Below are 22,302 nucleotides of genomic sequence, written 5' to 3'. Positions count from 1 at the left end.
ACGGATACCTCCTTGGTTGATTCAAGCGCGCTTTGTTTTGCTTAGACGTTTGTATGCGGTCGTTCGATTCATTTTTTTTTGTTTCTGATGAAGGGGAAAAAAGGAGGGATTTTCCCATTAGGAAAATCCCGAGGTACGGCGCGAGTTGTTCAGCACCTAACGGCCATGGCGGTGGTGTCTTGGTTCCAGCACGATCACCAGCAGGATAAACAGCACGAGGATAAACTCAAAGTCGTCAAATCTCCTCCGAAAGCCCATAGGAACATCCCCCTTTCGATGGCGGTTGCTTTACTGTATGCGGGGATCGCCGCAACGGCTTGGACTCTTGTCTTTCTCATGTGCGCCCGTATCCCGTAACCAAAACCCCCTGAGCGGCTCGCGCCCAGGGGGAGGGATCGAGGGGTAAGCGGGGTTCGGTTTTGGATGCAGGTTTGTGGAAAAACTGAGGATGCATACAGTGGGGATAGATGAGGCAAGACGCAATCCGAACAGCAAGGGGAGGCGCGGCGCATGTTTCGCGACGGGTACCGGGAAGGGTTTGGCGACGGGCTTCTCGTCGGGCTGATTGTGGGCGTGTGTGTCGGCGCCGTCAGCGGCGTGCTGTTGGCGGTGTCGTAAGCGTTTCGCGCGCCCGATGGTGTTGCCGGAGCGGGCGGCACATGCGCTAGGTGCGCCGGATCTTGGCATCGACAGCCGTCAGCACGTCGCGGATGGATGCGGTGAGGCGCAGGTCGGCCAACGCATCGAGGGGGGTGGGGTCGCGATTGACGATGACCAGCCTCGCTCCCCGCGCTTTGGCCAGCTGGGGAAATCCGTTGGCCGGCGATACCACAAGGGATGAGCCGAGCACGACGAAAAGCTCGGCTTGGCGACTGGCCCGTTCCGCTTCCAGGAGTGCCCGTTCCGGGAGCGCTTCGCCGAACAGGACGACACTCGGGCGCATGGTGCCACCGCAATGCGGGCAGTTCAGTCCGAAATCGTGCAGGAAGGTTTCGGCGGGGGCCCTACGACGGCACTGCTGGCAGTGCACGGTGCGCAGGGTGCCGTGCAGCTCGATGACGTCCGGGCTGCCGGCGCGCTGGTGATACCCGTCGACATTTTGCGTGATCAACGCGTGGATGATGCCGTCTTGCTGCCACCGGGCGAGGATGGCGTGCCCTTCGTGGGGGCCGTGGCGATTGATCATGTCGATGCGCCAGCGGTAGAAGGCGACAAATTCGTCGTAGGCCTGTTCGAGCGCCCTGACCGAAGCCAGCTCCTCAAAGCGGCGGCCGGTCCGCCACAGTCCCCCCGATGAGCGAAAATCGGGAAGGCCGGATTCGGTGCTCATCCCTGCACCGGTAAACACGACGGTGAAGCGCGAACGGCGGAGCCATGTGGTCAGCGTGTCGATCGCATGCGCCATGGTGTCCCTCCTCTCGTTTCCTTCCATTGTAGCGAACGAACCGGAAAGGCGGTGGAGGGCGCACCGGCGAAAACCGGAAAGCGGCGGTTCCGCCCCCAGGCAGTCGCCGCGACCTTGACCGACGGGCCCACTTGTGTCACAATCGTGCCGAGGTTGACGGCGGGCATGCCCCCTTCGCTACGCGCTCGTAGCGACAGGGGGTTGTTGTTGTCGAGACCGGTTGTGTCGACCGGTGGACACGGCAAAGGAGGGTTCGACGTGGCATCCGACGAGTTGAAGACCTTGTTTGCGCAGCTGGTGGAAGAGGGCGTACTAACCGAGGCGGACCGCGTTTTTTGGGAGCTGTTGACGCCCCAGCGGGCCCGGCGCATGGTCGAGGTGCTGAAGCGGCGAACCCGTTACATCACCGTGGTGTTGGAAGCGGTGGACGACGGCCATAACCAGGCGGCGGTACTCCGATCGGCCGATGCCTTTGGGGTGCAAGAGGTGTCCATTGTGGAGGGGCGGGCGGCGTTCTCGCCGAGCGAAGGGGTGTCGAAGGGGGCCCACAAATGGCTGACCATCCACAAACAGCCGGACATCGAAGCGGCGGTACGCTTTTTGCGCGAACAAGGGTACCGCATTTGGGCCAGCCGGCTTGACGATAACGCGGTGCCGCTCGAGGCGGTTGACCTGTCCCAACCGGCCGCGTTCTTGTTTGGCAACGAGCACGCCGGGTTGTCAGAGGAAGCGCTGGCCTTGGCCGACGGCAGCTTCATCGTGCCGATGGTCGGCTTCGTGCAGAGCCTTAACATTTCCGTGGCCGCGGCGATCACCCTGTTCCATGTCACCCACCGCGCCCGTGAGGTGGCTGGCGACCGCTACTTCCTGACGCCGGCGGAACAGCGGACTGTCTTGCAGCAATGGCTCCGCACGGCGACGCCCAGGACGCGCCGCGTGGCGCAAGAGCTGGCCCGCCAGGCGGCGGATGGGTAAAAAGAGGAGCGCCCTCCGGTGATGCGTTCACCGGAGGGCGCTGCTGTTTTGTCATTCTTTTGTCATTCTGTGACCTCCAAAAGGGCCACAGCGCCTTTCTGTGCGTGGTTGAATTGATGCGTCACAATCGAGTAGGTGCCCGCCTCCTTGACTGTAAACTCGACCACCGCGCCACCGCTGGCCGGCAGCATGACCGTCTGCATCCCTTTGAGGTGGTTGTTGGGGTTGCCGTCGAGATAGACGTCGTCAAACACCGTGCCGACGACGTGGAACGAGCTCACCTGGTTGGGGCCGGCGTTGAGCACGTAGATCCGGTATACCCGTTCTTGGGTTTGACAATGATCACCCCGTGCATACCGTTGGCGATGTGCTGGAGTACCGGTTTGGTGCCGCAATGGTACATGAATACTCCTGGCTTGCTGGCGGTGTAGGTAAAGGTATTGCTTTCGCCCGGGGCGACATCGATAAACTTTTTGGACGGCGCAGCGTGAACGGCGTGGAAGTCCATACTATGGGGAATGGCGGGATCGAGGTTTTTCAGCGTGAAATGGATCGTGTCGCCTTCGTTGACGACAATGAGCGGTCCCGGCGCTTGGCCGTTGAATGTCCACGCTTTGTATATGACGCCTTTGTCGATTTCGATATCGGTCACCTGGGCGGTCATCTCCACCTTGATTCATGGTCGTTCAAGCGCTCGATTTTGACGGGGACAGGCGGATGATTGACGCCTTGATGGGCGGTGAGCACTTGTGAAGCCGGTTTTGGATCCGTTTGACTGGCTGCATCGGCAGGGATTTCCGATGTTCTTCCACAACCGGATAGCAATCCTGTGAGCAGGACAACCGACAGACCGATGACGACCGATTTGTTCATGATTTACAACCTCCATTGGCTCGTACACGAGGGTGTCGGACGATCGTCCGATGGGTTCATAGGGATCCCCGCACTTTCATCTTATTAAACAAAAATCAATATATAAGTGAACAACATCACAAAAAAAGAACCTGAAACAAAAAGTTCAAAAATAAAATCATCAATATACAAAAAAACCTGCGGCTAAATAGCCGCAGGTCCAGGGTGAAGCATGAGGTGGGACCGTTATTGAAACCCTTCTGCCTACAGCCGCTCGCCGTCGCGAACGGTCGGCGGACGCAGGCGGAAGAAGGATTTCACGACAAACCAGGTGAGGGGCAGCACGCCGACGACGATGAAGATCGTGTCCGGCAGTGCCCGCCACCACAACAGGGCGTTCACAAGCGGTTCATTGTAGAAGTTCGGATCGCGGGCCGCCCAGAACCCGTTCAGGTACGACTCGGCCAGCTGCAGAATCCCGACCGGCAGCAGCGTGATGAGGATCATGCCGGCCAGGCCGATGTTCAGGCCCCAGCAGGCCATTTTGAGGACCTTGTCGTTCCATGCCTCGGGCTTGACGAGGTTGCGCAGCGTGTAGAGCAGCACGGCGATGGCAAACATGCCGTAGACGCCCATCAGTGCGCCGTGGCCGTGGGCCGGTGTGAGGAAGGAGCCGTGCTGGTAGTAGGACACGGCCGGAAGGTTGATCAGGAAGCCGAGGACACCGGCGCCGACCAGGTTCCAGATTGCCGTGGAGATGAGGAACCAGAATGCGGCGCGGTACGGGAAGTGAACACCGCCCTGCTGCAGGATGCGGTATTGCCCGTAGGCCTCGAGGATAAGCAGGGTGAGCGGAATCACCTCAAGGGCCGAGAACACGGCGCCGAGACCAATCCAGATTTCTGGGGCGCCGATCCAGTAGTAATGGTGACCCGTGCCGATGACGCCGCTTCCAAGAAGAAGGATGAGCTGGAAGTACAAGGCTCGTACGGTCGATTTTTTCGTCACCAGCCCCATTTGCACGAGCAAGAAGCCGATAACGACGACGGCAAAGACCTCAAAGATCCCTTCCACCCACAAGTGGATGATCCACCAGCGCCAGTAGTCGGCGTAGGTGATGTTGCTGCCGGGGTTGAAGAAGAAGGCGAAGATGTAGAAGGCCGGCACGGCGATGGCCGAGTAGAACAACAGGTGTACCAGTCCGCCCTTGTCCGTCTCCGCTTTCAGGCTGTCGCGCAGCCCACGGTAGACAAGGAATAGCCAGATGCTCATGCCGACGACCAGCACGACCTGCCACAACCGGCCAAGCTCCAGGTACTCCCAACCCTGATGGCCGAGCCAGAACCACAGGTTGCCCAGGTATCCCTTGACACCAAGCCACTGACCGATCATGCTGCCGACGACGAGCACAACGAGGGCCCAGAACAGGATGTCGACAAGGAGGCCTTGACGCTTTGGTTCGCGTCCGCCAACCACCGGGGCGACGTAGATGCCCATTCCGAGCCAGGCGGTGGCGATCCAGAAAATGGCGAGTTGCAGGTGGTAGCCCTTGGCAATGTTAAAGGGCAAGAGATTGGCAACCCAATCCAACCCGTAGAAGGAATCCGGTTCGATGTAGTAGTGGGCCAAGAGGCCTCCGAGCATCACCTGGGCGAGAAAGAGCAGGATCACGACGGTGAAGTACTTGGCCGTCTTGCGCTGACTGACCGTGACCGGAATGGCCGCCAGGTCAAAACGGGGGAAGTTGCCCGGTGTATAGGCTTCTTCCATGTCCAGCTTGTAGCGGTAATAGAAGTACAGGATGAGCGCGGTAAAGCCGATCAAGAGAGCGGTACTGGCCGCGCTCCACCAGATGGAAGAAAAGGACATCGTGTTTCCGGCCGCTTCGTCATACGGCCAGTTGTTCGTATAGGTGTGGGTTTCACCCGGCCGATTCGTGCTGGCCAGCCACGCTGTCCAGAAGAAGAAGTCGGCGATCTGCGTCAGCTGATCCCCTTCTGCTACCCAGGCACGATCCGACTTCGGCATGTGCTCCTCTTGGATCAGGCCGGGCAGAATGCCGTTGCCGTCGCCCTTGGTGAAGACGGTGCGGTAGTGTTCTCGCACCTTTTGGAGGGCATAGACCTGGGCCTCGGTGAGGGTCAGCGTGTCGGTTTCCGGATCGTAGCGGTTTTCCTTGATCTCTGTCCTGACTTTTTTCTCAATCGCGGCCTGCTGGGCTTTGTCCAGATCAGCAAAGGGCTTGCCGTAATCCCGCCGGGCGTGGAAATCCTGCATGGCTGTGACGGCAATGTGCAGTGTCTCGGCGGTGTAGTCCGGCCCAAGGTAGGAGCCGTGGCCGAGCACCGATCCGTAGTCCATCAGCCCGTATTTTTGGTAGACGGCTTGCCCGCCCTTGATTTGCGCGGCAGTGGTGAGTACTTCGCCCTTCGGGTCGACTACCTTTGCCGGGCGCGGCGCCAGCGATTCGTAGATCCAATACCCCCCGATGAGCAGAACGGTAAAGCTGGCAAGGATGGTGACGACGAGGATTTGCTTGAGCAAACTTCGCCTTACCGAAGGCTGCGTCTCGGGGGACGTCCGCCGTTCTGCCATCCCTTTTCCCTCCCATTCCTTGGGGTTTGTGGGCACCCCCAATATAAGAAAGACGGGGCGCACAGCTTGTGATCGCCATCACGTTTTGCCGCTTCATTCACCGATTTGCCACAAGGGCACAAACGAGGCGTCCCTTGAAACCCGAGTGAATCAAGCCGGTCCGACCAAACTGTGATGCATCTCACAATGCGCGGGAAATGGGGGCATTATAATAAATGCGCCCGTACCGGGCGCAACCGAAACCGTTGCGGGAGTGGGGGTGAGGAACCGGCGGGACAAAAGGTGCCAACGAAAGCGGGGGTATCGCATGAAGGGATACACCAAATTCTTTATCATTGCCAGCATCCTGTATTTCGTGTTGGGAACGCTGCTCGGAACACTGTTTTTCTTCCGTCCCACCCTCTTGGCGCTCAAACCGGTACATGTCCACCTCAACCTGCTCGGCTTTCTGTCCATGATGGTCTACGGTGTGTTGTACCACGTCTTGCCGCGCTTCCTTGCCCGGCCCCTGTACAGCGAATGGCTCGCGTGGTTCCACGTGATCGCTGGCAACCTTACCTTCGTGTTGCTTCTGGGGCTGATGGCACTGGGTTATGGGGGAGGGAGTTCCGAAGCGTTGGCGTGGGCCAAATGGGCTGCCCTGGCTCATTGGCTGACGATTCTCGCCTTTGCGTACAACATCCTGCAAACGATTCGGCTTGCCTCGTCGTGAGGAGAGGTGTTTTCGCACGAAGACCGCGGGAGTGTGCATTCGCTCATCGGAGTAGCGGGTCGAGGGAAGGAGGGGACAACGATGACCTTTACCAAGAACATGACGGTCAACGAGGTGATCCAGGCATCCCCGGAAGCGATGAAAGTGCTGGACGCATTCGGCATTGACCTGTGTTGCGGGGGGATGGAAACCCTGGAAGAGGCTGCGCGGAAAGTGGGCGTGGCCGTGGAGGACGTGCTGGAAAAGTTGAACGTAACCAAGGGAGGGTAAAGGAGATGGCAAGCACCAAGACGCAACACCGTCTGGCTGACTACCTGACGGACAAGCAGGTGGAGCTGATCCATGTATCCGACGTCCTGAAGCACTTTGTCATCAACCTAAAACGCGGTGAGCGCAAGGCCTGTGGCGGTGCGTTTCACCCGGAGGTTTCTTTTTATGTTGTTGAAGGCGAAGGGACCATTTTCATCGGCGACGAGGCCTATGCGGTCAAGGCAGGCGATTTGCTCATTTGCCCGCAAGGCAAGCCCCATGCCTTTACCGCCTCGAGCGACAAGTTTTCCATTTTTGTGTCCCTGCCGCTGAAGCAGTGAGGCGGCAAGCCGACCATCCGAACCGAGCGCCTGAGCCGATTTGTCGGTGGGCGCTTTTTTCGTGCGGTTGGATGTGCAGATGAACAAAATGTGAGCGGACTCCTGAATGTGAAAAATGTCACTGACCCTTTGTTCGGACGAGTTTATCATAAAAAGTAATATAAGAAAAACATAGTAATTATTTTCGATCCGGAACGGGATCCTAACGGAGAGAACAAAGAGCTCTTAAGGTGGGAGAGAAGAATGCATGCATGGACGGGACCAATTCCAATGGATGGGCGACCCCTCTATCGCGTTGCAGGTGACAAACCCATGAACGGCCATCCCTTCGCCATTCGCCTGCGCACCTTCCCGATGGGGAAGGACATCGCGTTTCTGATCACCGGCGGGCAGGCTCACATTGGGGCGGTGGCCCTTGCCTATCCAACGGGGGAGGGGGTTGAAGCAGCCGTTTACGCGCTCCCCGGCCACCGAGAAGGAGAGATCGCAGAGGAGCTGGCCCGCCGGGCGGCCGAAGCGCTGGGCTGTACGGTTGTCGTGGCGATGGGCATTCATGTGGAGGGGGCGACCAAGGAGGAGATCAATGCGATTGTGCGGACGGTCCACCGCCTGATGGAGGACGAGTTGGCCCGCATCGCATAACGCGTTGGCCGGCGGGAGCAGTACCGGCTGCGGCACGGCTCATGAAGAACGTGCAGGGGGTTGCGGGCATCTGGGGCTTCGCGGTGGGGCAAACCGGCCGTCACTGTGATCGCGGTCACGGTTTTGGTATGCGTTTTGCCGTATCCTGAAGGCGCAGGGGTTGAAACATAAGGCTAAGCGCCAACGGCGACCGGTTGAGGAGGGAACGTTAATGGAAGCCATGCCCTTCGGCTGCGGCATGATGGGAATGACCGGCGGTCCGCTGACGCTTTGCGAAGGGCTTCAGCGGTTAAAGGACGAACACCCGCCGCTCCGCAAGCAGATGGAGAAATTGTTCAAGGAGGCGCAGGCGATCGGCGCCGATGCGGGCGTCGAAGACTGGGAGGCACCCCTGCGCGCGCTGGAAGAGAAAGTGAGGATGTTCGTGGCCGAGTTGGACCCGCACTCCAAACGGGAAGAAGATGTCCTTTTCCCGCTGATGGCCAAGCATATCGGGCGGGAGATGGGTCCCATCGCGGTGATGGAGTACGAACACGAACAGGCCAAATCGCGCCTTTCGGGATTTCTGGCCACGATGGCCAGCCTGACCGGTCCCATCAAAGCCGATACCGCACGGCGGATGGCGCGTGAGGTGTCGGAAGCGGTGCAGATCCTGTTCGATCATTTCTTGAAAGAGGAAAACGTGCTCTTTCCGATGGCCGAGCAGATCCTGTCCGACGCGGAGAAGGAAAAGCTGCTTGCGGGCGTGAAGGCGAGGGGTTAACGCTTCCCCCTGCTTGAGCCGTTAAAAATGGAGGACGGCGCCTTGCCCCGGTTGTGGTCGGGGAGGCGCCGTTGCGTTTGTTATTCGACGATCTCCGGCCGCATCGCCTCAAGGCGCGCCGCAACCGCCTGAATGTCGGCTTCTCCCACGCCATGTTGACGAAGGGCGCGGCCGAGCAACTCCACGATCGCGTCGAAGTGTTCGTCGCGAATGCCCAGCCCGCGGTGCGCCTCGCGCATGCTACGTCCCGTGTACTTGTTCGGTCCACCGGTGGCGAAGGTGAGGAACAGCGTTTGGTGCCGACGCTGTTTGGCCATGTCGGTGTTGGCGAAGAAATGAGCTACGCGTGGATCGGCCAGGACCATGTCGTAGAAGGTGTCGACCACCCGAGCAATCCCTTCTTCTCCGCCGAGTCGTTCGTAAAGAGACGGCTGTGCCACAGCGGTCATCCCCCTTTTTACAGGTTATGGTGCGCGACTGCTCCATACGATACAATCTTTGGCCGTTTAGAAGTGTGATCGATGTCACAGACGAAGGGACATGATTTTGATATGGGAGAGCAGATTGGTCACGCCCGAGGCAGAACAAATGCGAGGTGTCTTGTTTGTAAGGGAGATTTCATTTATTTTTTATTTAGAATAATGGGAAACTTCAATATTAAAAGGGGTTCATCTATGGGGGTTGACCCCCGGTCATTCGTGCCGTTCCTTGTGGACGCCAAGCGAAACAGGGACCTCGCGCCCCCGCCAACCCGGCCCGGCGGAGCCGGACCGGGCGTTGGGGCGTATGACGCGACATGACGCGCACCATTCCCCTACACTCGTGCAAGGGAAGCGCTCCTGCCGGTTGACCCGGTGGCCGTCAGCTTTCACGGATGCGGAGGCTGTCAACGCGGGCCGTGCCGGCTGCTCCCAAGGCGTACAGCTCGTCGAGGAAGGCGGCCTGAAAGCTCCCCGGGCCTGCAACCTGGCCCGCTGCGCGCTCCGCCGCCCGCCCGTATACCGCCATGGCCAGGGCTGCGTCGCGGGCCGGATCCTCCGAACCGGCCAGGAACACGGCTACTGCGGCGGTGACGGCACACCCGCCCCCGGTGATGACCGTGAGCAGGGGGTGGCCGTTGTCCACGGACCACAGCCGCCGGCCGTCGGTCACCAGGTCGGTGGCCCCACTGGCCACGACGATGCAGCCGTAGTGGGCTGCCAGCTCACGTGCCGCTCCGGCCACTTCCTCCAGGGGGACCCGGTCACTGTCCACGCCCCGGCTCCGGCCTGCTGCCCGTTCCGGGACGGCCAGGGCAAGGATCTCGGCGTAATTGCCCCGCACCGCCGTCACGCCCAGCTCCAGCAGGCGGCGGGATGTCTCGAGGCGCAGCGGGGTGAAACCGGCACCGACCGGGTCGAGGATAACCGGCACGCCGTGCCGGCGGGCCTCCTGCTGGGCGGCGAGGAAGTCGGCGACGTCGCTTTTCCGGAGGGTGCCGATGTTGATCACCAGCGCGCTTGCCCGGCTGATGATGGCGGGGAATTCCTCCGCTTCTGGCGCCATGATCGGCGATCCCCCCAGCGCTAGGGTGACGTTAGCCGTCCAGTGCATGACCACCAGGTTGGTCAGGTGGTGGATCAGGGGCCTTGTTTCGCGCACCCGGTGCAGGCAGCGGGTCGCCTCTGCTTCCCAATCGCGTCTCGGGAACGGATGGGGAGAAGAAGTCCCAGCCGGGCTGGACAAGGTGTTCGAGGATTGCAAGGTGTCCATTGGTGTTCCCTCCTACCGGTGCGTAAGATGGGCATCACGAGGGCGGAGACCCGGCTCAGGATGAACCCGTCGGCCAAGAACCGTTCGCGTCCCGCCAGGCGTTCCAAGTCCAGTATCGTTTTCTGCGGAACCAAAGTCAACGGTCAGACCCAGTTCCGGTTCAGGTTTTCAATACCATAAACGACCGCGAGCCTCGGATCATAAGGCTCGCGGTCGTTTTTCCATTCGTCAACCTTATAGGTTAGCGTGTCGGTTGTTCCTGGGTGTACGGCAGATGCGGTTCATCTTCTAAGGACCAGCCGGTTTTGAGCCCCACAATGAACCAGCCCAGCACGAGCGCGCCAATGGCAAAGATGGTGTCACCGATGATCCTTAGCCAAACAAAGGTTTCGATAATGGGGCGTTGCAAGAACTCTGCCGAACGCGCGTACCACATCCCGTGTTCCACGCTTGCCCATGTTTGGAGAGCGCCAACGGGCAAGAGGCTGAGCAGCACCATGAGCGCCAGTCCAATGTTAATGGCCCAAAACGAGAATTTGAGCGGCCTGGTTTTCCATTTCTTTTGGGTCGTGAGTCCCCGCATGCAGAAGAGCATGAGCCCGATACCCAGCATGCCATAGACTCCAAAGAGGGCGGTGTGTCCGTGCACCGGCGTTGTATTCAGCCCCTGCATGTAGTACAGGGCAACCGGGGGGTTGATGAAGAAGCGGAAAAGCCCAGCGCCGACCAAATTCCAAAATGCAACGGCTACAAAGTAGTAGATGGGCCACTTGTACGCTGACACCCAGGGGCGCGCCTGGCTGAGCGTGAGGTTTTCATATGCCTCAAACCCAATCAAGACGAGAGGGACGACTTCGAGAGCGCTAAAGGTTGCCCCAAACGCCAAAACGCCGATGGGGGTTCCACTAAAGTACAGGTGGTGAAATGTCCCAATAATCCCCCCGAACAGAAACACGATGGTAGAGAAGAGCACGGAAGCCGTTGCGGTCGAGATACGGAGCAATCCCATGCGCGTAAACAAGAAGGCGATCACGGTGGTGGCAAAGACTTCGAAAAACCCTTCAACCCATAGGTGAACGACCCACCACCGCCAATACTCGGCGATGGCCAAATGGGATTGCTGCCCCCACATGAGCCCCGGAATGTAAAACACGGGAATGGCCAGAGAAGCCAGCAGGAAGAGCCCCAACAAATGGCGGTTTTCCCGCGCTTTTTTGAACGCAGGCCACAAGGCCCGTGCCATCAGGAAGAACCAGAGGAAAAGCCTGACCGTCAAGAATAGTTGCCAAAAACGTCCAATATCAGTGTACTCATATCCCTGGTGTCCAAACCAAAAATTGGTCTTCAGATCGGGGATCCGCTGCATGATCGCCAGCCACTGGCCGGCAAGGCTGCCTACTACAATGATGACCAGGCACACGAAAAGGAAATTCACAAAAAAGCGCTGCCCTTTCGGCTCATATCCCGATACCGCAGGGGCCATGAACAAGCCGGTTCCAAGCCAGGCGGTCGCAATCCAGAAGATACCGAGTTGCGTGTGCCACGTTCTCGTCACCGCATAGGGAATCCATTCGGCGAGGGGGATCCCGTAAAAACCCGATCCTTCCACCTGGTAGTGCGCCGTGATGACCCCAAGCCCAATCTGGATGATAAACAGGGCTGCTGCAAGCCAGAAATACTTTAGCGTGGCTTTCATAGAGGGTGTTGGTGACAAGGCGAGCAAAGGATCTTTTTCCGGATAGGTTTCGGCGCTATCCTCATGTCTGTGTTTTTGCACGGCATAGTACCAGGCCAGTGCACCGATTCCTGCCAGAAGCAAAACAAAGCTGATGACGGACCATACCACCATGGATCCTGTTAACGTATTGCCGATGAGCGGTTCATGGGGCCAGTTGTTTGTGTACGTAATCTCTTCACCCGGTCGATTGGTAGCACATGCCCACGTCGCCCACCAGAGGAACGCGTTCAGCGCCTGAAGGCGGCTTTCGTCTTTGATGACGTTGTCCGGAATCGCGTACGCTTCCCGGAGTTTCGCTAGCTTTGGATCATCGGTGAAGAGCGCGGTGTAGTGTTGGCTGATGGCCTGGTAGGCTTGAGCGCGCAGGGGAGAGATCACCAAATCGCCGGTCGTCGGGTTGTAGGTATTGGTTCGCATTTCTTTTTTAGACGCGCCTGCAGAACCGATTTTTCCTCATCCCCAAGCGCGTCGTACGGTTTTTGGTATTCTTCCTTGGCCCAATAATTCAGGAACCACATGCATTCTCGGTGCAGCCAGTCGGCCGTCCAGTCGGGGGCGACGTAGGCGCCGTGCCTCAAACAGAGCCGATGGCATGTCCCCCTATCGACTGCCATACATTTTGGCCTTCTCGGATGTCGTCGCCTGTAAACAGAACGGTTCCTGTTGTGGTGACGACCCTCTGCGGAATCGGCGGCATTACTTGGTAAATTTTTCCCCCGTAGTATCCAAGCACAGCAAAGGATAAAAGAATAACAAGCGCTAAACTGACCCACAGTTTGGTGTAACGCATAGAGCTCCCACCAAAAAATGGTCATCATTAACTAGAATTCCCAGCTAAAGAGGTGTGATATGCACCCAAAAAAATACAGAAGCGGCTTCTGCCGCTTCTGTATGTAGACAACGTACGGGAGCCTTTTCGCGGCATCCTTTTCGCATTCCAGCCGGAAAAAGAACTCCCTCGGCTGCGTTGGCACCGAGGGAGTTTGGTCTGAAGCGACTTCCGCCGCGTTTCCGCTGCGTTCGGGTGAAAACGTCGCGCTAGATCACACAGACTTCCGCCGGGCACTGCCCGTCGCAATGGCACATCGCCCGCAATCGTTGAAGGTCGTGCACCACCAGGTGGCCGGCGCGCGTGCTGAGGGTGCCTTCGGCTTTCAACTTGTTCAGCATGCGATTGACGCTTTCCCGGCTGGCGCCGATAAAGTTGGCCAGGTCCTGGTTGGTCAGCTTCAAGGCGATGAGGATGCCCTCTTCTGTCGTTCGGCCACAGGAATTGCACAGGCGGATGAGCGTTGACGCAAGGGCGCCGGTCTTGCCGTACACCAGGAGATCGCGCATCTTGGTTTCCAGGACGCGTTTCGTGATGGACATCCACTGCAAAAAGGCAATGGCCAAATCGGGATGACGGTAGAACAAAAATTCCAGTTCCCCCTTGCGGATGACCCCGAGGGAGGCATCGGTGATCGCGATGGCGTTCGTCAGGTTGAGGGCGTGGGACAGCGTGCAGGGATCGCCGACAAGGTCGCCGGCATGCTTGATGGTGAAGGTGATCTCTTCTCCGCTGTCGGTGTTCTTGGTGATCTTGACGGTGCCTTCGTGAATGTAGTAAAGATATTCGGTCCAATCTTCGTCCTGGAACAGGTACGTTCCGCTGCGCACCTTTTTGGGTGTCATAATGGCGAGAAGCCGTTCAAACTGATCCGGGCGGACGAAATCGACAAAGCGCTTTCCAACGACCGATGTGGACATGGTGGTCCCTCCAGTTCGGCGCTTCGACAAACCCGATGGGGATTGCGAAGGTCGGATGAATTCCCTCCTACTGACACTATAGCAGGCAATCGGAACGTGAAGATTTGCGAAGCTGTGACGTCTGTCACAATCTCGTGGCGGATTTTCGGGATACCATGGAAGCAGAAGAAGAGGACATGCGCAGCGGACGACCAACGTCCGGGTAGAAGAAGCAGGAGGGGTTGTGATGAAGCTACTCGTTCCGCACGAGCACGGCGGATGGGCGATGGTCTCCGTCCCCTTTCTCCTCGGCATGGTGGTGGGAGGACCCACGTGGCTGCACCTTCCGCTGTTTCTCGCTTGGTTGTGTTTCTACCTGGGGGCCTATCCCTTCCGCCTGATGCTTGCGCGGCGAGGCGGGGGCGATCGGCAGCGACTGTTCCGCTGGTCGGTGGGCTACTGGGCAGCGGGGTTGATATTCGCCATTCCGCCGCTGGTTTCCCACCCGTCGCTGTTGTGGGCCGGGCCCGTGCTTGGGGGATTGTTTGCCGTCAACAGCTGGTTTGCGTACCGACGCAACGAGCGGTCCTTCGTCAACGACGTCTGTGCCATCTTGGCCTTTTGCGTCGGCGCTGCGGCAGCTTATGTCGTCGGCGCGGGAACATGGGACCGGATGGCCCTGTGGGTCGCGGGGATGTGTGTGCTCTATTTCGTGGGCAGCGTCTTTTTCGTCAAGACCGTGTTCCGGGAGCGAAAAAACGCGCAGTGGCTCCGTGCTTCAAAAGGATACCATGTGCTGCTCGTGGGGTGCCTGGCTCTCATGGAGCCCTTGCTCGTGCTGCCCTATGCCTTTGCGGCCGTGCGGGCCTTCGTGTGGGGCGGGAAGGTGATGCGCCCGATCCACGTGGGACTTATTGAGATTGCGGGTTCGGTGGTTTTCCTTGTGCTCTCGGTGGTGGTACTTTCCGTCACGAATTGGCCCACGCTTTGAGGGCCTCCACGTCGTAGAGGATGATGTGCTGGCGCGTCATGTCGAGAATCCGCTGGCGGCGCAGGTCGTTGAGCAGGCGATTGACGCTTTCACGCGTCGTGCCCGCCATGTTGGCCAGGTCCTGGTGGGTAACGGGGAGGCGCAGCACCACTGCCCCGTTTTGCGTACTTCCGTGCGTGGCGGCCAGCCGCAGGAGGATGGCCGTGAGGCGATGCCGCACGTCCTGGGTGGAGAGTTCCTGCAGCTTTTCCTGCAGTTCGCGGATTTTGGCCCCGAGCACGCGCAGCACCTTCACGGCGATGGTCGGTGTCGACAGCAGAAGCTGTTCAAAGGAGCGGACCGGGATGGCGAAAACGCGGGTCGGCACAACGGTTTCGGCCGTTGCCGGGTAGGGGCTCTGGTCGAAAAACCCGGTGTGAGGGAACATATCGCCCGTCGTCAAGAGGGAAATAATCTGTTCGTGGCCGTTTTCGTCCACCTTAAACGTCTTGACCAGGCCGTCGATGATCACGTAGACGGCCTCGCGCGTACCGCCCTCATTGAAGATCACCGCTTTTTTGGGGAAGGAGCGGGGGATGGCGATGGCCGCGATCCGTTCCAGCTCCTCTTCGGTGAGGTCGCGAAACAGGGAAACGTTGCGCAGGTGTGGGATCAATTGGGACACGCCCATCACCTCGGTTGACACGTATGGGGGACGGCAGGGTCAGGTTGCCCGCCGTCCCTCATAAATTTCCTCGTCGGTCAGAAAGCACGCCGGGTCTTCCGCCCAGAAATCGCCGTGTACGGCCATGGCCCGGGCGCGGAAATTGCCGTTGCAGATGTCGAGGAACCGGCAGCCGGCGCACCGCCCCTTGAGGAGCGGCTTGCGGTTGCGCAGTTTCTGGAGCATCGGGTGGGGGTTGTCCCGCCACAGTACCGAAAAGGGGGTTTCCCGCACATTGCCCACGGTGACGTAGGGCGTGAACTGATCGGGGTGGACGAAGCCGCGGTGGTCGATGTTGGCAATGGCAATCCCTGACCGGTTGCCCCCCGCAAAGCGCAGCTTCTCGTAAATGGCATCCGCCTTGGCGGGGTCTTTTTGCATGACCCGCAAGTAGAGATAGGCGCCGTCGGCGTGGTTGTCGACGGTGAGGATTTCCTTTTGAAGGCCACGCCGGGCGAAGTCCTCAACACGGGCGAACAGGGTGTCGAGAATCTGGCGCGTCTCCTCGGGAGAAATGTCGTCTTCCGCCGAGGCGCGTCCGGTATAGACGAGATGGTAGAAGCAGGCCCGCTGGATGCCTTCCTCTTCGATCAGGTCAAAGATGGCGTCCAGTTGGTCTGCGTTGTGACGGTTAATTGTGAAACGCAGGCCCACCTTCACCCCTTGGTTCAGGCAGCTTCGGATGCCGCGCAGGGCGGCGTCAAAGGCGCCCTTCTTGCGGCGGAAGCGGTCGTGCACGTCACCGATCCCGTCGAGGCTAATCCCGACGTAGCCGACACCGATGGCCTTGATCGCCTTGGCCAGCTCCTCGTCGATCAGCGTGCCGTTGGTGGAAAAGGTGACGTGGATGCCCTTTTCGACGGCGTACCGAGCCAGATCGAGGATGTCCGGGCGAACGAACGGTTCCCCGCCGGAAAAGAGGATCACCGGCACGCGCAGCGCGGCCAGGTCGTCAATGACGGCAAGGGCTTCTTCGGTCGTCAGCTCGCCGTCGTATTTTTTGTTTTCCGAGTTTGCGTAACAGTGGAGGCAACGCAGGTTGCACGTGCGCGTGATGTTCCACACCACCACCGGACCGGCCCCTTCGTGGGTGCCGTGCCGCTGGCCGACGGAACGCGGCGTGTAGCGCAGCCGGTCGCCGAAGGAGGCGACGTCGGCGAGGAGATGGGAAACGTTTAGCATCGGAGGTCACACTCCTTGTTCCCACTTTGCGGATCTGATTCATTGGTGTCATTGTACCCCAACGGCCGCTGCAGGAGTGTGACGAATGTCATACTATGACCGGGGAAACTTTGTTACGGTGGAGACGGGAAGGAGGGACCCCCTTTGCTGGACTTTGCCCGTTCGCCCTTTGTGGCCATTTGGGAAGTGACCCGCGCCTGTGCCCTCAAGTGCCTGCACTGCCGGGCCGAGGCGCAATACCGTCGCGATCCGCGCGAGCTCTCGACGGAAGAGGGCAAGGCCCTCATCCGCCAGATTCGCGACCTGGGCGCTCCTCTCTTAGTCTTCACCGGCGGTGACCCGCTGATGCGCGAGGACCTGTTTGCGTTGGCCGAATACGCCAAAGAGCAGGGCCTGATCGTCTCCCTTACGCCCAGCGCCACGCCGCGGGTGACGGAAAAGGCGATGCGCCAGGCCAAGGAAATCGGGCTTGACCGCTGGGCGTTCAGCCTCGACGGGTCGACGGCCGAGATCCACGACGCCTTCCGCGGTACGCGGGGCTCCTTCGATTTGACGATGCGCGCGATCGAAACCCTGCGCCGGCTGGGTATGCCTCTTCAGATCAACACCACCGTCAGCCGGTACAACCTCGACGACCTGCCGAACATTGCCCGGCTCCTCGAAGGAATGGGCGTGGTGATGTGGAGTGTCTTTTTCCTCGTTCCCACGGGACGGGGCAAGCTGGCGGACATGATCTCCGCCGAGGAGCATGAGCGGGTGTTCCACTGGCTGGCCGACTTGGCCGAGCGGGTGCCATTTGACATCAAGGCGACGGCGGCTCCCCACTACCGCCGTGTGGTGCTCCAGCGGGCCAAGGCGAAGGCGCGGAACGGTGCGCCGGGTGGACTGGCGCCCACCTCGCCGCCTTCTACTGGGCCGACCGGCGCCCTGTCGAACGACTCGCGGTGGCCTGCCGCGGCCGAAGGCGTAACCGGCGGTCCGGACAGGAACGAACCGTCAGGCCTACCGCCCTGGCTGGCCGGGCGTCAGCGCGAGCTGCGGGCCCCGCGCGCCGTCAATGACGGCAACGGCTTTGTTTTTATCTCCCATATCGGTGAGGTGTGTCCGAGCGGCTTTCTGCCTCTGGTGTGCGGCAATGTGCGCGAGCGGCCCCTGGCCGACATCTACCGCCACCATCCTACTTTTGTTGCCCTGCGCGATCCGGAGCGGCTCAAAGGGAAGTGCGGGGTATGCGAGTACCGTACCATCTGCGGCGGTTCGCGGGCGCGGGCGTATGCTGTCACCGGCGACCCGTTGGCCAGCGACCCGTCGTGCGCCTATGTGCCGCCGGCGTGGGAGCAAGGGGGAGAGAAGGCGCAGGCGGAAGCGCATTGATGGCAAACCCGGCGTATGGGGTCAGTGGAGAAACCATCGGCAGCACGGTGAAACCGGTTGGCCCTGGGATGTTGCCCGGGGCCTCGTTTTTTTTTGTGGGCAACCGGGGACCGAATTCTCGACTTCGCTCCCGAAAGCAGCCGGTTCCGGTACGGCGATTGGCCGGAGCATGCCGCTCGCGTTGTTCTGGGATTGTCTGGTGGCTTAGTGGGAATGAAGTATAGGTGTGCCGGAAACCGGTTATTCTGTTGAAGAACGGGATACACATTCCTCCTCAACCACGAGGCGGCCCGGAGGGCAGCGTTGGCGAACAAGAATCGAAAAATTGAAAACCATTGCCCTCCGCGGTTCCCTGTGGGTCAGTTTCCGATCACCACGAAGGAGGGCCGGATATGTCGAAAAAGCGTAGCGATGCACCGCCCTCGGTGGAAACGAAGGCAGTGCCGCAAGAGGGGAACGTATCGGTCAAGGGGACGTTTGTCTTTGCAATACTGCTCGGTGCCTTCATTGTTGTGAGCTGGCTGGTCGTTTATTTCCTTTATCTATCGCTGTAGGCGCCATATGGGAAGGAGGGACCGCAGATGGAAATGCACCGCTACGAAAAGATTTGGTTGATGATCGGCGTGGGTGCGTTGGTGGTGTTTTTCTTGCTGCTGGTCTACAGCCAGTACGTCATGGGGTTTATGCCCGCCCATGGCTTCACCACGATCGATTCGACCAAGGTGGACCAGACGCTGCCCTTCAATCGTCCGGGGGTGTTCAAGAAGGGCGAGAAGGACTACGAGGTCGTCTTGGTGGCGATGGCGTTTGGATTCAACCCGAATGTGATCGAGGTACCCGTCGGGTCCACTGTGCATTTCAAGGTGACGTCGAAGGACGTGGTGCACGGCTTTGAAATCCCGATGACGCGGGTCAATGCGATGGTCATTCCGGGGCACGTGACGGAAACGTCCTACACCTTCAAACAGCCCGGCGAGTACCTCATCCTGTGCAACGAGTATTGTGGCGTGGGACATCACATGATGATGGGCAAAGTGAGGGTGATCGGGCAAGGTTAGCCCAATCGGCAGTTGAGTCCATATTCTTGTGTAAAAAGGACTCTCTGAAAAAAGTCAGAGAGCCATTTCCAATCCCCCTCGGTTAGAATGGAGCTTGAACCCACAAAAACCAAAAAGGGAGAGGGGATCGAAATGGCTCACTATCAGATTACCGTAGATGCACAGCTTTTGCATCAACTTTTTCTCCGCGACACGAAAGACGATGCGCTCGCCAAGCTCCTGGAGTCCGTCTTGAATCAAATTTTGCAAGCTCAGGCCACGGAGCAGCTGCGTGCAGAGCCCTATGAACGGACGGAAGAACGCCAGGGATACCGCAATGGGACGTATCCGCATCAGCTCACGACCCGGGTGGGTACCCTCACGCTTCGGGTTCCGCGGTTTCGAAACGGGAAGTTTTCGACGGAGCTGTTTGCCCGTTATCAACGGAGCGAACAGGCGCTGGTGTTGGCCTTAATGGAAATGGTGGTGAACGGGGTATCGACGCGCAAAATTGAACAGATCACGCAGGAGCTGTGCGGTACGGAGTTCTCGAAATCCACCATCTCGGAGCTGTGCAAGCGGCTGGATCCGGTGGTCAAGGCATGGAACAACCGGTCGCTTGAAGAGAAGGCCTATCCCTTTGTCCTCGTCGACGCGCTGGTGCTGAAGGTACGCGAAGAGGGGCGCGTCCGGTCACGCGGCGCGCTTATCGGAATTGGCATCAACACCGAGGGATATCGTGAGGTGTTGGGCCTGATGCTTGGCGACAGCGAGTCGGAAGCCAGCTGGGGCGAGTTTTTCAGCTGGTTGAAAAGCCGCGGGCTGCATGGTGTTGATGTGGTGGTGTCGGATGACCATCGCGGGCTCGTACGCGCCATTCGGCGGCACTTTCAGGGCGTAACCTGGCAGCGGTGCCAGACGCACTTTGTGCGAAACATTCTCGATGCTACACCAAAACCGCTGCAGGAGGAGGTCCATGGCCGGGTACGGGCCATCCTGGAGGCACCGGATATGGAGACGGCACGGCAACTCCTGAAGCAAACGCTGAAGGCGTACGAGGAGAAGGCACCGAAAGCGATGGCGATCCTGGAAGCCGGTTTTGAAGACGCGACGGCGGTCTTGGCGTTGCCAGAAAAGTACCGGAGGCGGCTGCGCACCACCAACGCCGTTGAACGGCTGAATGAGGAGATTCGGCGCCGTGAACGAGTGATTCGGATCTTCCCCAACCGCGAGTCCGCCTTGCGGCTTTTGGGTGCTTTGCTGATGGAGATTGACGAGAAGTGGGCCAGCGGCAAAAAGTATTTGGGCATGACCGAATACCTGGAATGGCGTGCCGCTCAGGAGGCCGAAGCGTCTGCGAAAGTGGTGCGGGTCAGCTAGGGGCCATTCCCTTACCGACCGTATGTAATTTCTTGGGATAAGCCCGTTCGAGCCGAGGGGCAATTTTACACAGAAATTTGGACTTGATCCAATCGGCTGCAGGATTGTCGTGTCGTGGACAAAACCGTTGGCGGGAAAGGAGAGGGAGACATGGAACGTGTATCGGATCCTCACCCCAAGGATGCGCGCCTGTGTCTGGCTTACATTGGGGTGGCGTTTGTCGCGCTGTTTCTTGGCGCACTGGCGGGACTGTTGCAGGTGCTGCAGCGCACCGGGATGATCGAACTCCCGGCGGGTATCGGCTACTATCAGCTGCTCACTGCCCACGGGGTGCTCCTGGCGCTGGTGCTGACAACCTACTTCATTATTGGTTTTTTCCTGGCCGGAGTGGCGAAAACCCTCGGCGGTCGCCTCACCGTGACGGCACGGAAGCTGGGCTGGGTGGGCTTCTGGATGATGACGGTGGGGACGGCCCTGGCCACCTATGCCATCGTGGTGAACAAGGGCACGGTGCTCTACACCTTCTATGCTCCGCTGCAAGCGTCGCCGTCCTTTTACGTCGGTACGGCGTTGTTGGTAGTGGGCAGTTGGATCAGCGGGGGGGCCATTTTCCTTCAGTACCGGCACTGGAAGCAGGCAACGGGTAAAAAACTTTCGCCGCTTTTTGCGTATATGGCTGTCGCGACGTACCTGATCTGGATCATTGCCACGTTGGGTGTGGTGGCGGAGGTGGTGTTGCAGCTCATCCCGTGGTCCTTCGGCTGGGTGGAACGAATTAACGTCCTGCTAAGCCGAACGCTGTTCTGGTACTTTGGGCACCCGCTGGTGTACTTTTGGCTCCTAGCGGCCTACACGGCGTGGTACGTGGTCATTCCCAAAATCATCGGCGGCAAGGTGTTCAGCGATGCGCTGGCGCGCCTGGCCTTTGCGCTCTTCATTTTGCTGTCGATCCCCGTGGGCATCCATCACCAGTTCTTGGAGCCCGGGTTGGACAGCAGATGGAAGCTGTTGCACGTCTTCCTCACCCTGATGGTGGTCGTGCCTTCCCTGATGACCGCCTTCGCCATCGCCGGGGCCTTTGAGCTGGCCGGCCGGGCCAAAGGGGCCAGGGGGTTGTTCGGGTGGATCAAGATGCTTCCCTGGCGCGATGTACGCTTTCTTGCCCCCTTTGTTGGTATGGCGATGTTCGTTCCCGGCGGGACCGGCGGGGTCATCCTCGCCAGTTACCAGCTGAACACTGTGGTGCACAACACCCTGTTCGTGGTCGGCCACTTCCACTTGACGCTGGCGACGACGGCCGTGCTGACCTACTTTGGCGTGGCCTATTGGCTGATCCCGTACTTGTCAGGGCGTACCCTCACGCCGACCGTCAATCGGCTGGGCATCGTGCAGACTGGCCTCTGGTCGGTGGGCATGCTGTTGATGTCCGGCGCCATGCATCTTGTCGGGTTGCTCGGTGAACCGCGCCGTACGGCCTTCACTACCTATGGCGACCATCCCATTGTGCAGAGCTGGGAGCCGTATCGCGCGATGATGGCGGTGGGTGGCGTCTTTCTCTTCCTCGGTGCGCTGCTGATGGTGTTCCTCGCTTCCTATCTCATGTTTGTCGCGCCGAGGGGCCGGACGGAATTCCCGATGGCCGAAACGGTGGAGGAGGCCCACGAAACACCCGTCTGGTTGGAGCGCTGGTCCCTATGGGTGGCGGTGCTGGCGGTTCTGATCCTGATCGCCTACGGCCGACCGATCTTGGACACCATCCGGCACGCGCCACCCGGTTCGCCGGGGTTCGTGCTCTGGTAAGCGAGGTGACCGGTTGATGGGGATGCGAGCCGTTCCGGGTCGAAGGAGAAAACAGATAAACCACGTTGGCCCCGGGAGTTTCC

General features: G+C 59.5%; 21 protein-coding genes and 2 pseudogenes. 12 read left to right on the top strand and 11 right to left on the bottom strand.

The features are described 5' to 3' along the window. Nucleotides 1-664: 664 nt before the first annotated feature. A complete protein-coding gene (locus ACYQ0Z_RS03415; protein WP_459864425.1) occupies nt 665-1,405 on the bottom strand; it encodes an SIR2 family NAD-dependent protein deacylase in 741 nt (246 codons plus the stop codon). A gap of 258 nt (nt 1,406-1,663) precedes the next feature. Here ACYQ0Z_RS03415 and ACYQ0Z_RS03410 point away from each other — a divergent pair, with 258 nt between their 5' ends. After that, nucleotides 1,664-2,380 (top strand): TrmH family RNA methyltransferase, encoded by a 717-nt coding sequence (locus ACYQ0Z_RS03410; RefSeq protein ID WP_459864423.1) that lies wholly within the window; start codon nt 1,664-1,666, stop codon nt 2,378-2,380. Between the two features lie 62 nt (nt 2,381-2,442). Here ACYQ0Z_RS03410 and ACYQ0Z_RS03405 read toward each other — a convergent pair. Together ACYQ0Z_RS03405 and ACYQ0Z_RS03400 are read right to left on the bottom strand one after the other, a co-directional pair. Beyond that, nucleotides 2,443-3,253: pseudogene (locus tag ACYQ0Z_RS03405) on the bottom strand (multicopper oxidase domain-containing protein). A gap of 243 nt (nt 3,254-3,496) precedes the next feature. Next, the gene (locus ACYQ0Z_RS03400; protein ID WP_459864419.1) at nt 3,497-5,827 is read right to left on the bottom strand and encodes a nitric-oxide reductase large subunit; all 2,331 of its coding nucleotides are present in this window, start codon (nt 5,825-5,827) and stop codon (nt 3,497-3,499) included. Nucleotides 5,828-6,134: 307 nt separating this feature from the next. Between ACYQ0Z_RS03400 and ACYQ0Z_RS03395 the strand changes: the two genes are divergently transcribed. The 5 genes from ACYQ0Z_RS03395 to ACYQ0Z_RS03375 all read left to right on the top strand — a co-directional run bounded on the left by ACYQ0Z_RS03395 (nt 6,135) and on the right by ACYQ0Z_RS03375 (nt 8,534). Then, nucleotides 6,135-6,539, top strand: coding sequence for a hypothetical protein (locus ACYQ0Z_RS03395; RefSeq protein ID WP_459864417.1), 405 nt, complete (start codon nt 6,135-6,137; stop codon nt 6,537-6,539). An 81-nt stretch (nt 6,540-6,620) separates the two neighbouring features. Continuing rightward, the gene (locus tag ACYQ0Z_RS03390) at nt 6,621-6,809 is read left to right on the top strand and encodes a DUF542 domain-containing protein (RefSeq protein WP_459864415.1); all 189 of its coding nucleotides are present in this window, start codon (nt 6,621-6,623) and stop codon (nt 6,807-6,809) included. Between the two features lie 5 nt (nt 6,810-6,814). Continuing rightward, nucleotides 6,815-7,129: a cupin domain-containing protein gene (locus ACYQ0Z_RS03385; RefSeq protein WP_459864412.1), complete on the top strand. Its 315-nt coding sequence runs from the start codon at nt 6,815-6,817 to the stop codon at nt 7,127-7,129. Between the two features lie 312 nt (nt 7,130-7,441). Then, nucleotides 7,442-7,771 carry a prenylated flavin chaperone LpdD gene (lpdD, locus tag ACYQ0Z_RS03380; RefSeq protein ID WP_459864410.1) on the top strand — a complete coding sequence of 110 codons (330 nt, stop codon included), beginning with the start codon at nt 7,442-7,444 and terminating at the stop codon, nt 7,769-7,771. 211 nt (nt 7,772-7,982) lie between these two features. Beyond that, nucleotides 7,983-8,534: a hemerythrin domain-containing protein gene (locus tag ACYQ0Z_RS03375; RefSeq protein WP_459864408.1), complete on the top strand. Its 552-nt coding sequence runs from the start codon at nt 7,983-7,985 to the stop codon at nt 8,532-8,534. 80 nt (nt 8,535-8,614) lie between these two features. Here the strand turns inward: ACYQ0Z_RS03375 and ACYQ0Z_RS03370 are convergent, their stop codons facing one another. From ACYQ0Z_RS03370 to ACYQ0Z_RS03345, 6 genes and pseudogenes are all read right to left on the bottom strand, one after another. After that, on the bottom strand, nt 8,615-8,974 hold the full coding sequence (locus ACYQ0Z_RS03370; RefSeq protein ID WP_459864406.1) for a group I truncated hemoglobin: 360 nt from the start codon (nt 8,972-8,974) through the stop codon (nt 8,615-8,617). A gap of 421 nt (nt 8,975-9,395) precedes the next feature. After that, nucleotides 9,396-10,286, bottom strand: a complete 891-nt coding sequence (gene thiM / locus ACYQ0Z_RS03365; RefSeq protein ID WP_459864403.1) for a hydroxyethylthiazole kinase — start codon at nt 10,284-10,286, stop codon at nt 9,396-9,398. A gap of 241 nt (nt 10,287-10,527) precedes the next feature. Next, the gene (locus ACYQ0Z_RS03360; protein ID WP_459865108.1) at nt 10,528-11,982 is read right to left on the bottom strand and encodes a cbb3-type cytochrome c oxidase subunit I; all 1,455 of its coding nucleotides are present in this window, start codon (nt 11,980-11,982) and stop codon (nt 10,528-10,530) included. Between the two features lie 246 nt (nt 11,983-12,228). Then, nucleotides 12,229-12,542 (bottom strand): annotated as a pseudogene (locus ACYQ0Z_RS03355) (nitric-oxide reductase large subunit); the annotation flags it as partial. Between the two features lie 56 nt (nt 12,543-12,598). Next, nucleotides 12,599-12,721 (bottom strand): hypothetical protein, encoded by a 123-nt coding sequence (locus ACYQ0Z_RS03350; RefSeq protein WP_459865105.1) that lies wholly within the window; start codon nt 12,719-12,721, stop codon nt 12,599-12,601. 341 nt (nt 12,722-13,062) lie between these two features. Next, nucleotides 13,063-13,773, bottom strand: a complete 711-nt coding sequence (locus tag ACYQ0Z_RS03345; protein WP_459864401.1) for a Crp/Fnr family transcriptional regulator — start codon at nt 13,771-13,773, stop codon at nt 13,063-13,065. A gap of 226 nt (nt 13,774-13,999) precedes the next feature. Between ACYQ0Z_RS03345 and ACYQ0Z_RS03340 the strand changes: the two genes are divergently transcribed. Next, a complete protein-coding gene (locus ACYQ0Z_RS03340; RefSeq protein WP_459864399.1) occupies nt 14,000-14,743 on the top strand; it encodes a YwiC-like family protein in 744 nt (247 codons plus the stop codon). Here the strand turns inward: ACYQ0Z_RS03340 and ACYQ0Z_RS03335 are convergent. Both ACYQ0Z_RS03335 and ACYQ0Z_RS03330 read right to left on the bottom strand, forming a co-directional pair. After that, nucleotides 14,721-15,413 (bottom strand): Crp/Fnr family transcriptional regulator, encoded by a 693-nt coding sequence (locus ACYQ0Z_RS03335; protein WP_459864396.1) that lies wholly within the window; start codon nt 15,411-15,413, stop codon nt 14,721-14,723. The two genes, ACYQ0Z_RS03340 and ACYQ0Z_RS03335, sit on opposite strands and share 23 nt — an antisense overlap. A 33-nt stretch (nt 15,414-15,446) precedes the next feature. Beyond that, a complete protein-coding gene (locus ACYQ0Z_RS03330) occupies nt 15,447-16,628 on the bottom strand; it encodes a radical SAM protein (protein WP_459864394.1) in 1,182 nt (393 codons plus the stop codon). 144 nt (nt 16,629-16,772) lie between these two features. Between ACYQ0Z_RS03330 and ACYQ0Z_RS03325 the strand changes: the two genes are divergently transcribed. From ACYQ0Z_RS03325 to ACYQ0Z_RS03305, 5 genes are all read left to right on the top strand, one after another. Further along, entirely contained in the window at nt 16,773-18,002 is a 1,230-nt protein-coding gene (locus ACYQ0Z_RS03325; RefSeq protein WP_459864392.1) for a radical SAM/SPASM domain-containing protein, read from the top strand. A 392-nt stretch (nt 18,003-18,394) separates the two neighbouring features. After that, the gene (locus ACYQ0Z_RS03320; protein WP_459864390.1) at nt 18,395-18,556 is read left to right on the top strand and encodes a cytochrome c oxidase subunit 2A; all 162 of its coding nucleotides are present in this window, start codon (nt 18,395-18,397) and stop codon (nt 18,554-18,556) included. Nucleotides 18,557-18,583: 27 nt separating this feature from the next. After that, nucleotides 18,584-19,060 (top strand): cytochrome c oxidase subunit II, encoded by a 477-nt coding sequence (locus ACYQ0Z_RS03315; RefSeq protein ID WP_459864388.1) that lies wholly within the window; start codon nt 18,584-18,586, stop codon nt 19,058-19,060. Between the two features lie 132 nt (nt 19,061-19,192). After that, the gene (locus tag ACYQ0Z_RS03310) at nt 19,193-20,419 is read left to right on the top strand and encodes an IS256 family transposase (RefSeq protein ID WP_459864370.1); all 1,227 of its coding nucleotides are present in this window, start codon (nt 19,193-19,195) and stop codon (nt 20,417-20,419) included. A gap of 150 nt (nt 20,420-20,569) precedes the next feature. Then, nucleotides 20,570-22,219, top strand: a complete 1,650-nt coding sequence (locus ACYQ0Z_RS03305) for a b(o/a)3-type cytochrome-c oxidase subunit 1 (protein ID WP_459864386.1) — start codon at nt 20,570-20,572, stop codon at nt 22,217-22,219. The last annotated feature ends 83 nt before the right edge of the window (nt 22,220-22,302 follow it).

This window comes from Calditerricola yamamurae (assembly GCF_054654135.1).
This window is presented reverse-complemented; position numbering and strand designations above follow the sequence as displayed.

Bases quoted from the DNA above. Each gene is read 5' to 3' on its own strand.
- ACYQ0Z_RS03415 (WP_459864425.1), bottom strand. From the start codon at position 1,405: ATGGCGCATGCGATCGACACGCTGACCACATGGCTCCGCCGTTCGCGC.
- ACYQ0Z_RS03400 (WP_459864419.1), bottom strand. From the start codon at position 5,827: ATGGCAGAACGGCGGACGTCCCCCGAGACGCAGCCTTCGGTAAGGCGA.
- ACYQ0Z_RS03395 (WP_459864417.1), top strand. From the start codon at position 6,135: ATGAAGGGATACACCAAATTCTTTATCATTGCCAGCATCCTGTATTTC.
- ACYQ0Z_RS03390 (WP_459864415.1), top strand. From the start codon at position 6,621: ATGACCTTTACCAAGAACATGACGGTCAACGAGGTGATCCAGGCATCC.
- ACYQ0Z_RS03385 (WP_459864412.1), top strand. From the start codon at position 6,815: ATGGCAAGCACCAAGACGCAACACCGTCTGGCTGACTACCTGACGGAC.
- lpdD (WP_459864410.1), top strand. From the start codon at position 7,442: ATGAACGGCCATCCCTTCGCCATTCGCCTGCGCACCTTCCCGATGGGG.
- ACYQ0Z_RS03375 (WP_459864408.1), top strand. From the start codon at position 7,983: ATGGAAGCCATGCCCTTCGGCTGCGGCATGATGGGAATGACCGGCGGT.
- thiM (WP_459864403.1), bottom strand. From the start codon at position 10,286: ATGGACACCTTGCAATCCTCGAACACCTTGTCCAGCCCGGCTGGGACT.
- ACYQ0Z_RS03360 (WP_459865108.1), bottom strand. From the start codon at position 11,982: ATGAAAGCCACGCTAAAGTATTTCTGGCTTGCAGCAGCCCTGTTTATC.
- ACYQ0Z_RS03350 (WP_459865105.1), bottom strand. From the start codon at position 12,721: ATGCCGCCGATTCCGCAGAGGGTCGTCACCACAACAGGAACCGTTCTG.
- ACYQ0Z_RS03345 (WP_459864401.1), bottom strand. From the start codon at position 13,773: ATGTCCACATCGGTCGTTGGAAAGCGCTTTGTCGATTTCGTCCGCCCG.
- ACYQ0Z_RS03340 (WP_459864399.1), top strand. From the start codon at position 14,000: ATGAAGCTACTCGTTCCGCACGAGCACGGCGGATGGGCGATGGTCTCC.
- ACYQ0Z_RS03335 (WP_459864396.1), bottom strand. From the start codon at position 15,413: ATGGGCGTGTCCCAATTGATCCCACACCTGCGCAACGTTTCCCTGTTT.
- ACYQ0Z_RS03330 (WP_459864394.1), bottom strand. From the start codon at position 16,628: ATGCTAAACGTTTCCCATCTCCTCGCCGACGTCGCCTCCTTCGGCGAC.
- ACYQ0Z_RS03320 (WP_459864390.1), top strand. From the start codon at position 18,395: ATGTCGAAAAAGCGTAGCGATGCACCGCCCTCGGTGGAAACGAAGGCA.
- ACYQ0Z_RS03315 (WP_459864388.1), top strand. From the start codon at position 18,584: ATGGAAATGCACCGCTACGAAAAGATTTGGTTGATGATCGGCGTGGGT.
- ACYQ0Z_RS03310 (WP_459864370.1), top strand. From the start codon at position 19,193: ATGGCTCACTATCAGATTACCGTAGATGCACAGCTTTTGCATCAACTT.
- ACYQ0Z_RS03305 (WP_459864386.1), top strand. From the start codon at position 20,570: ATGGAACGTGTATCGGATCCTCACCCCAAGGATGCGCGCCTGTGTCTG.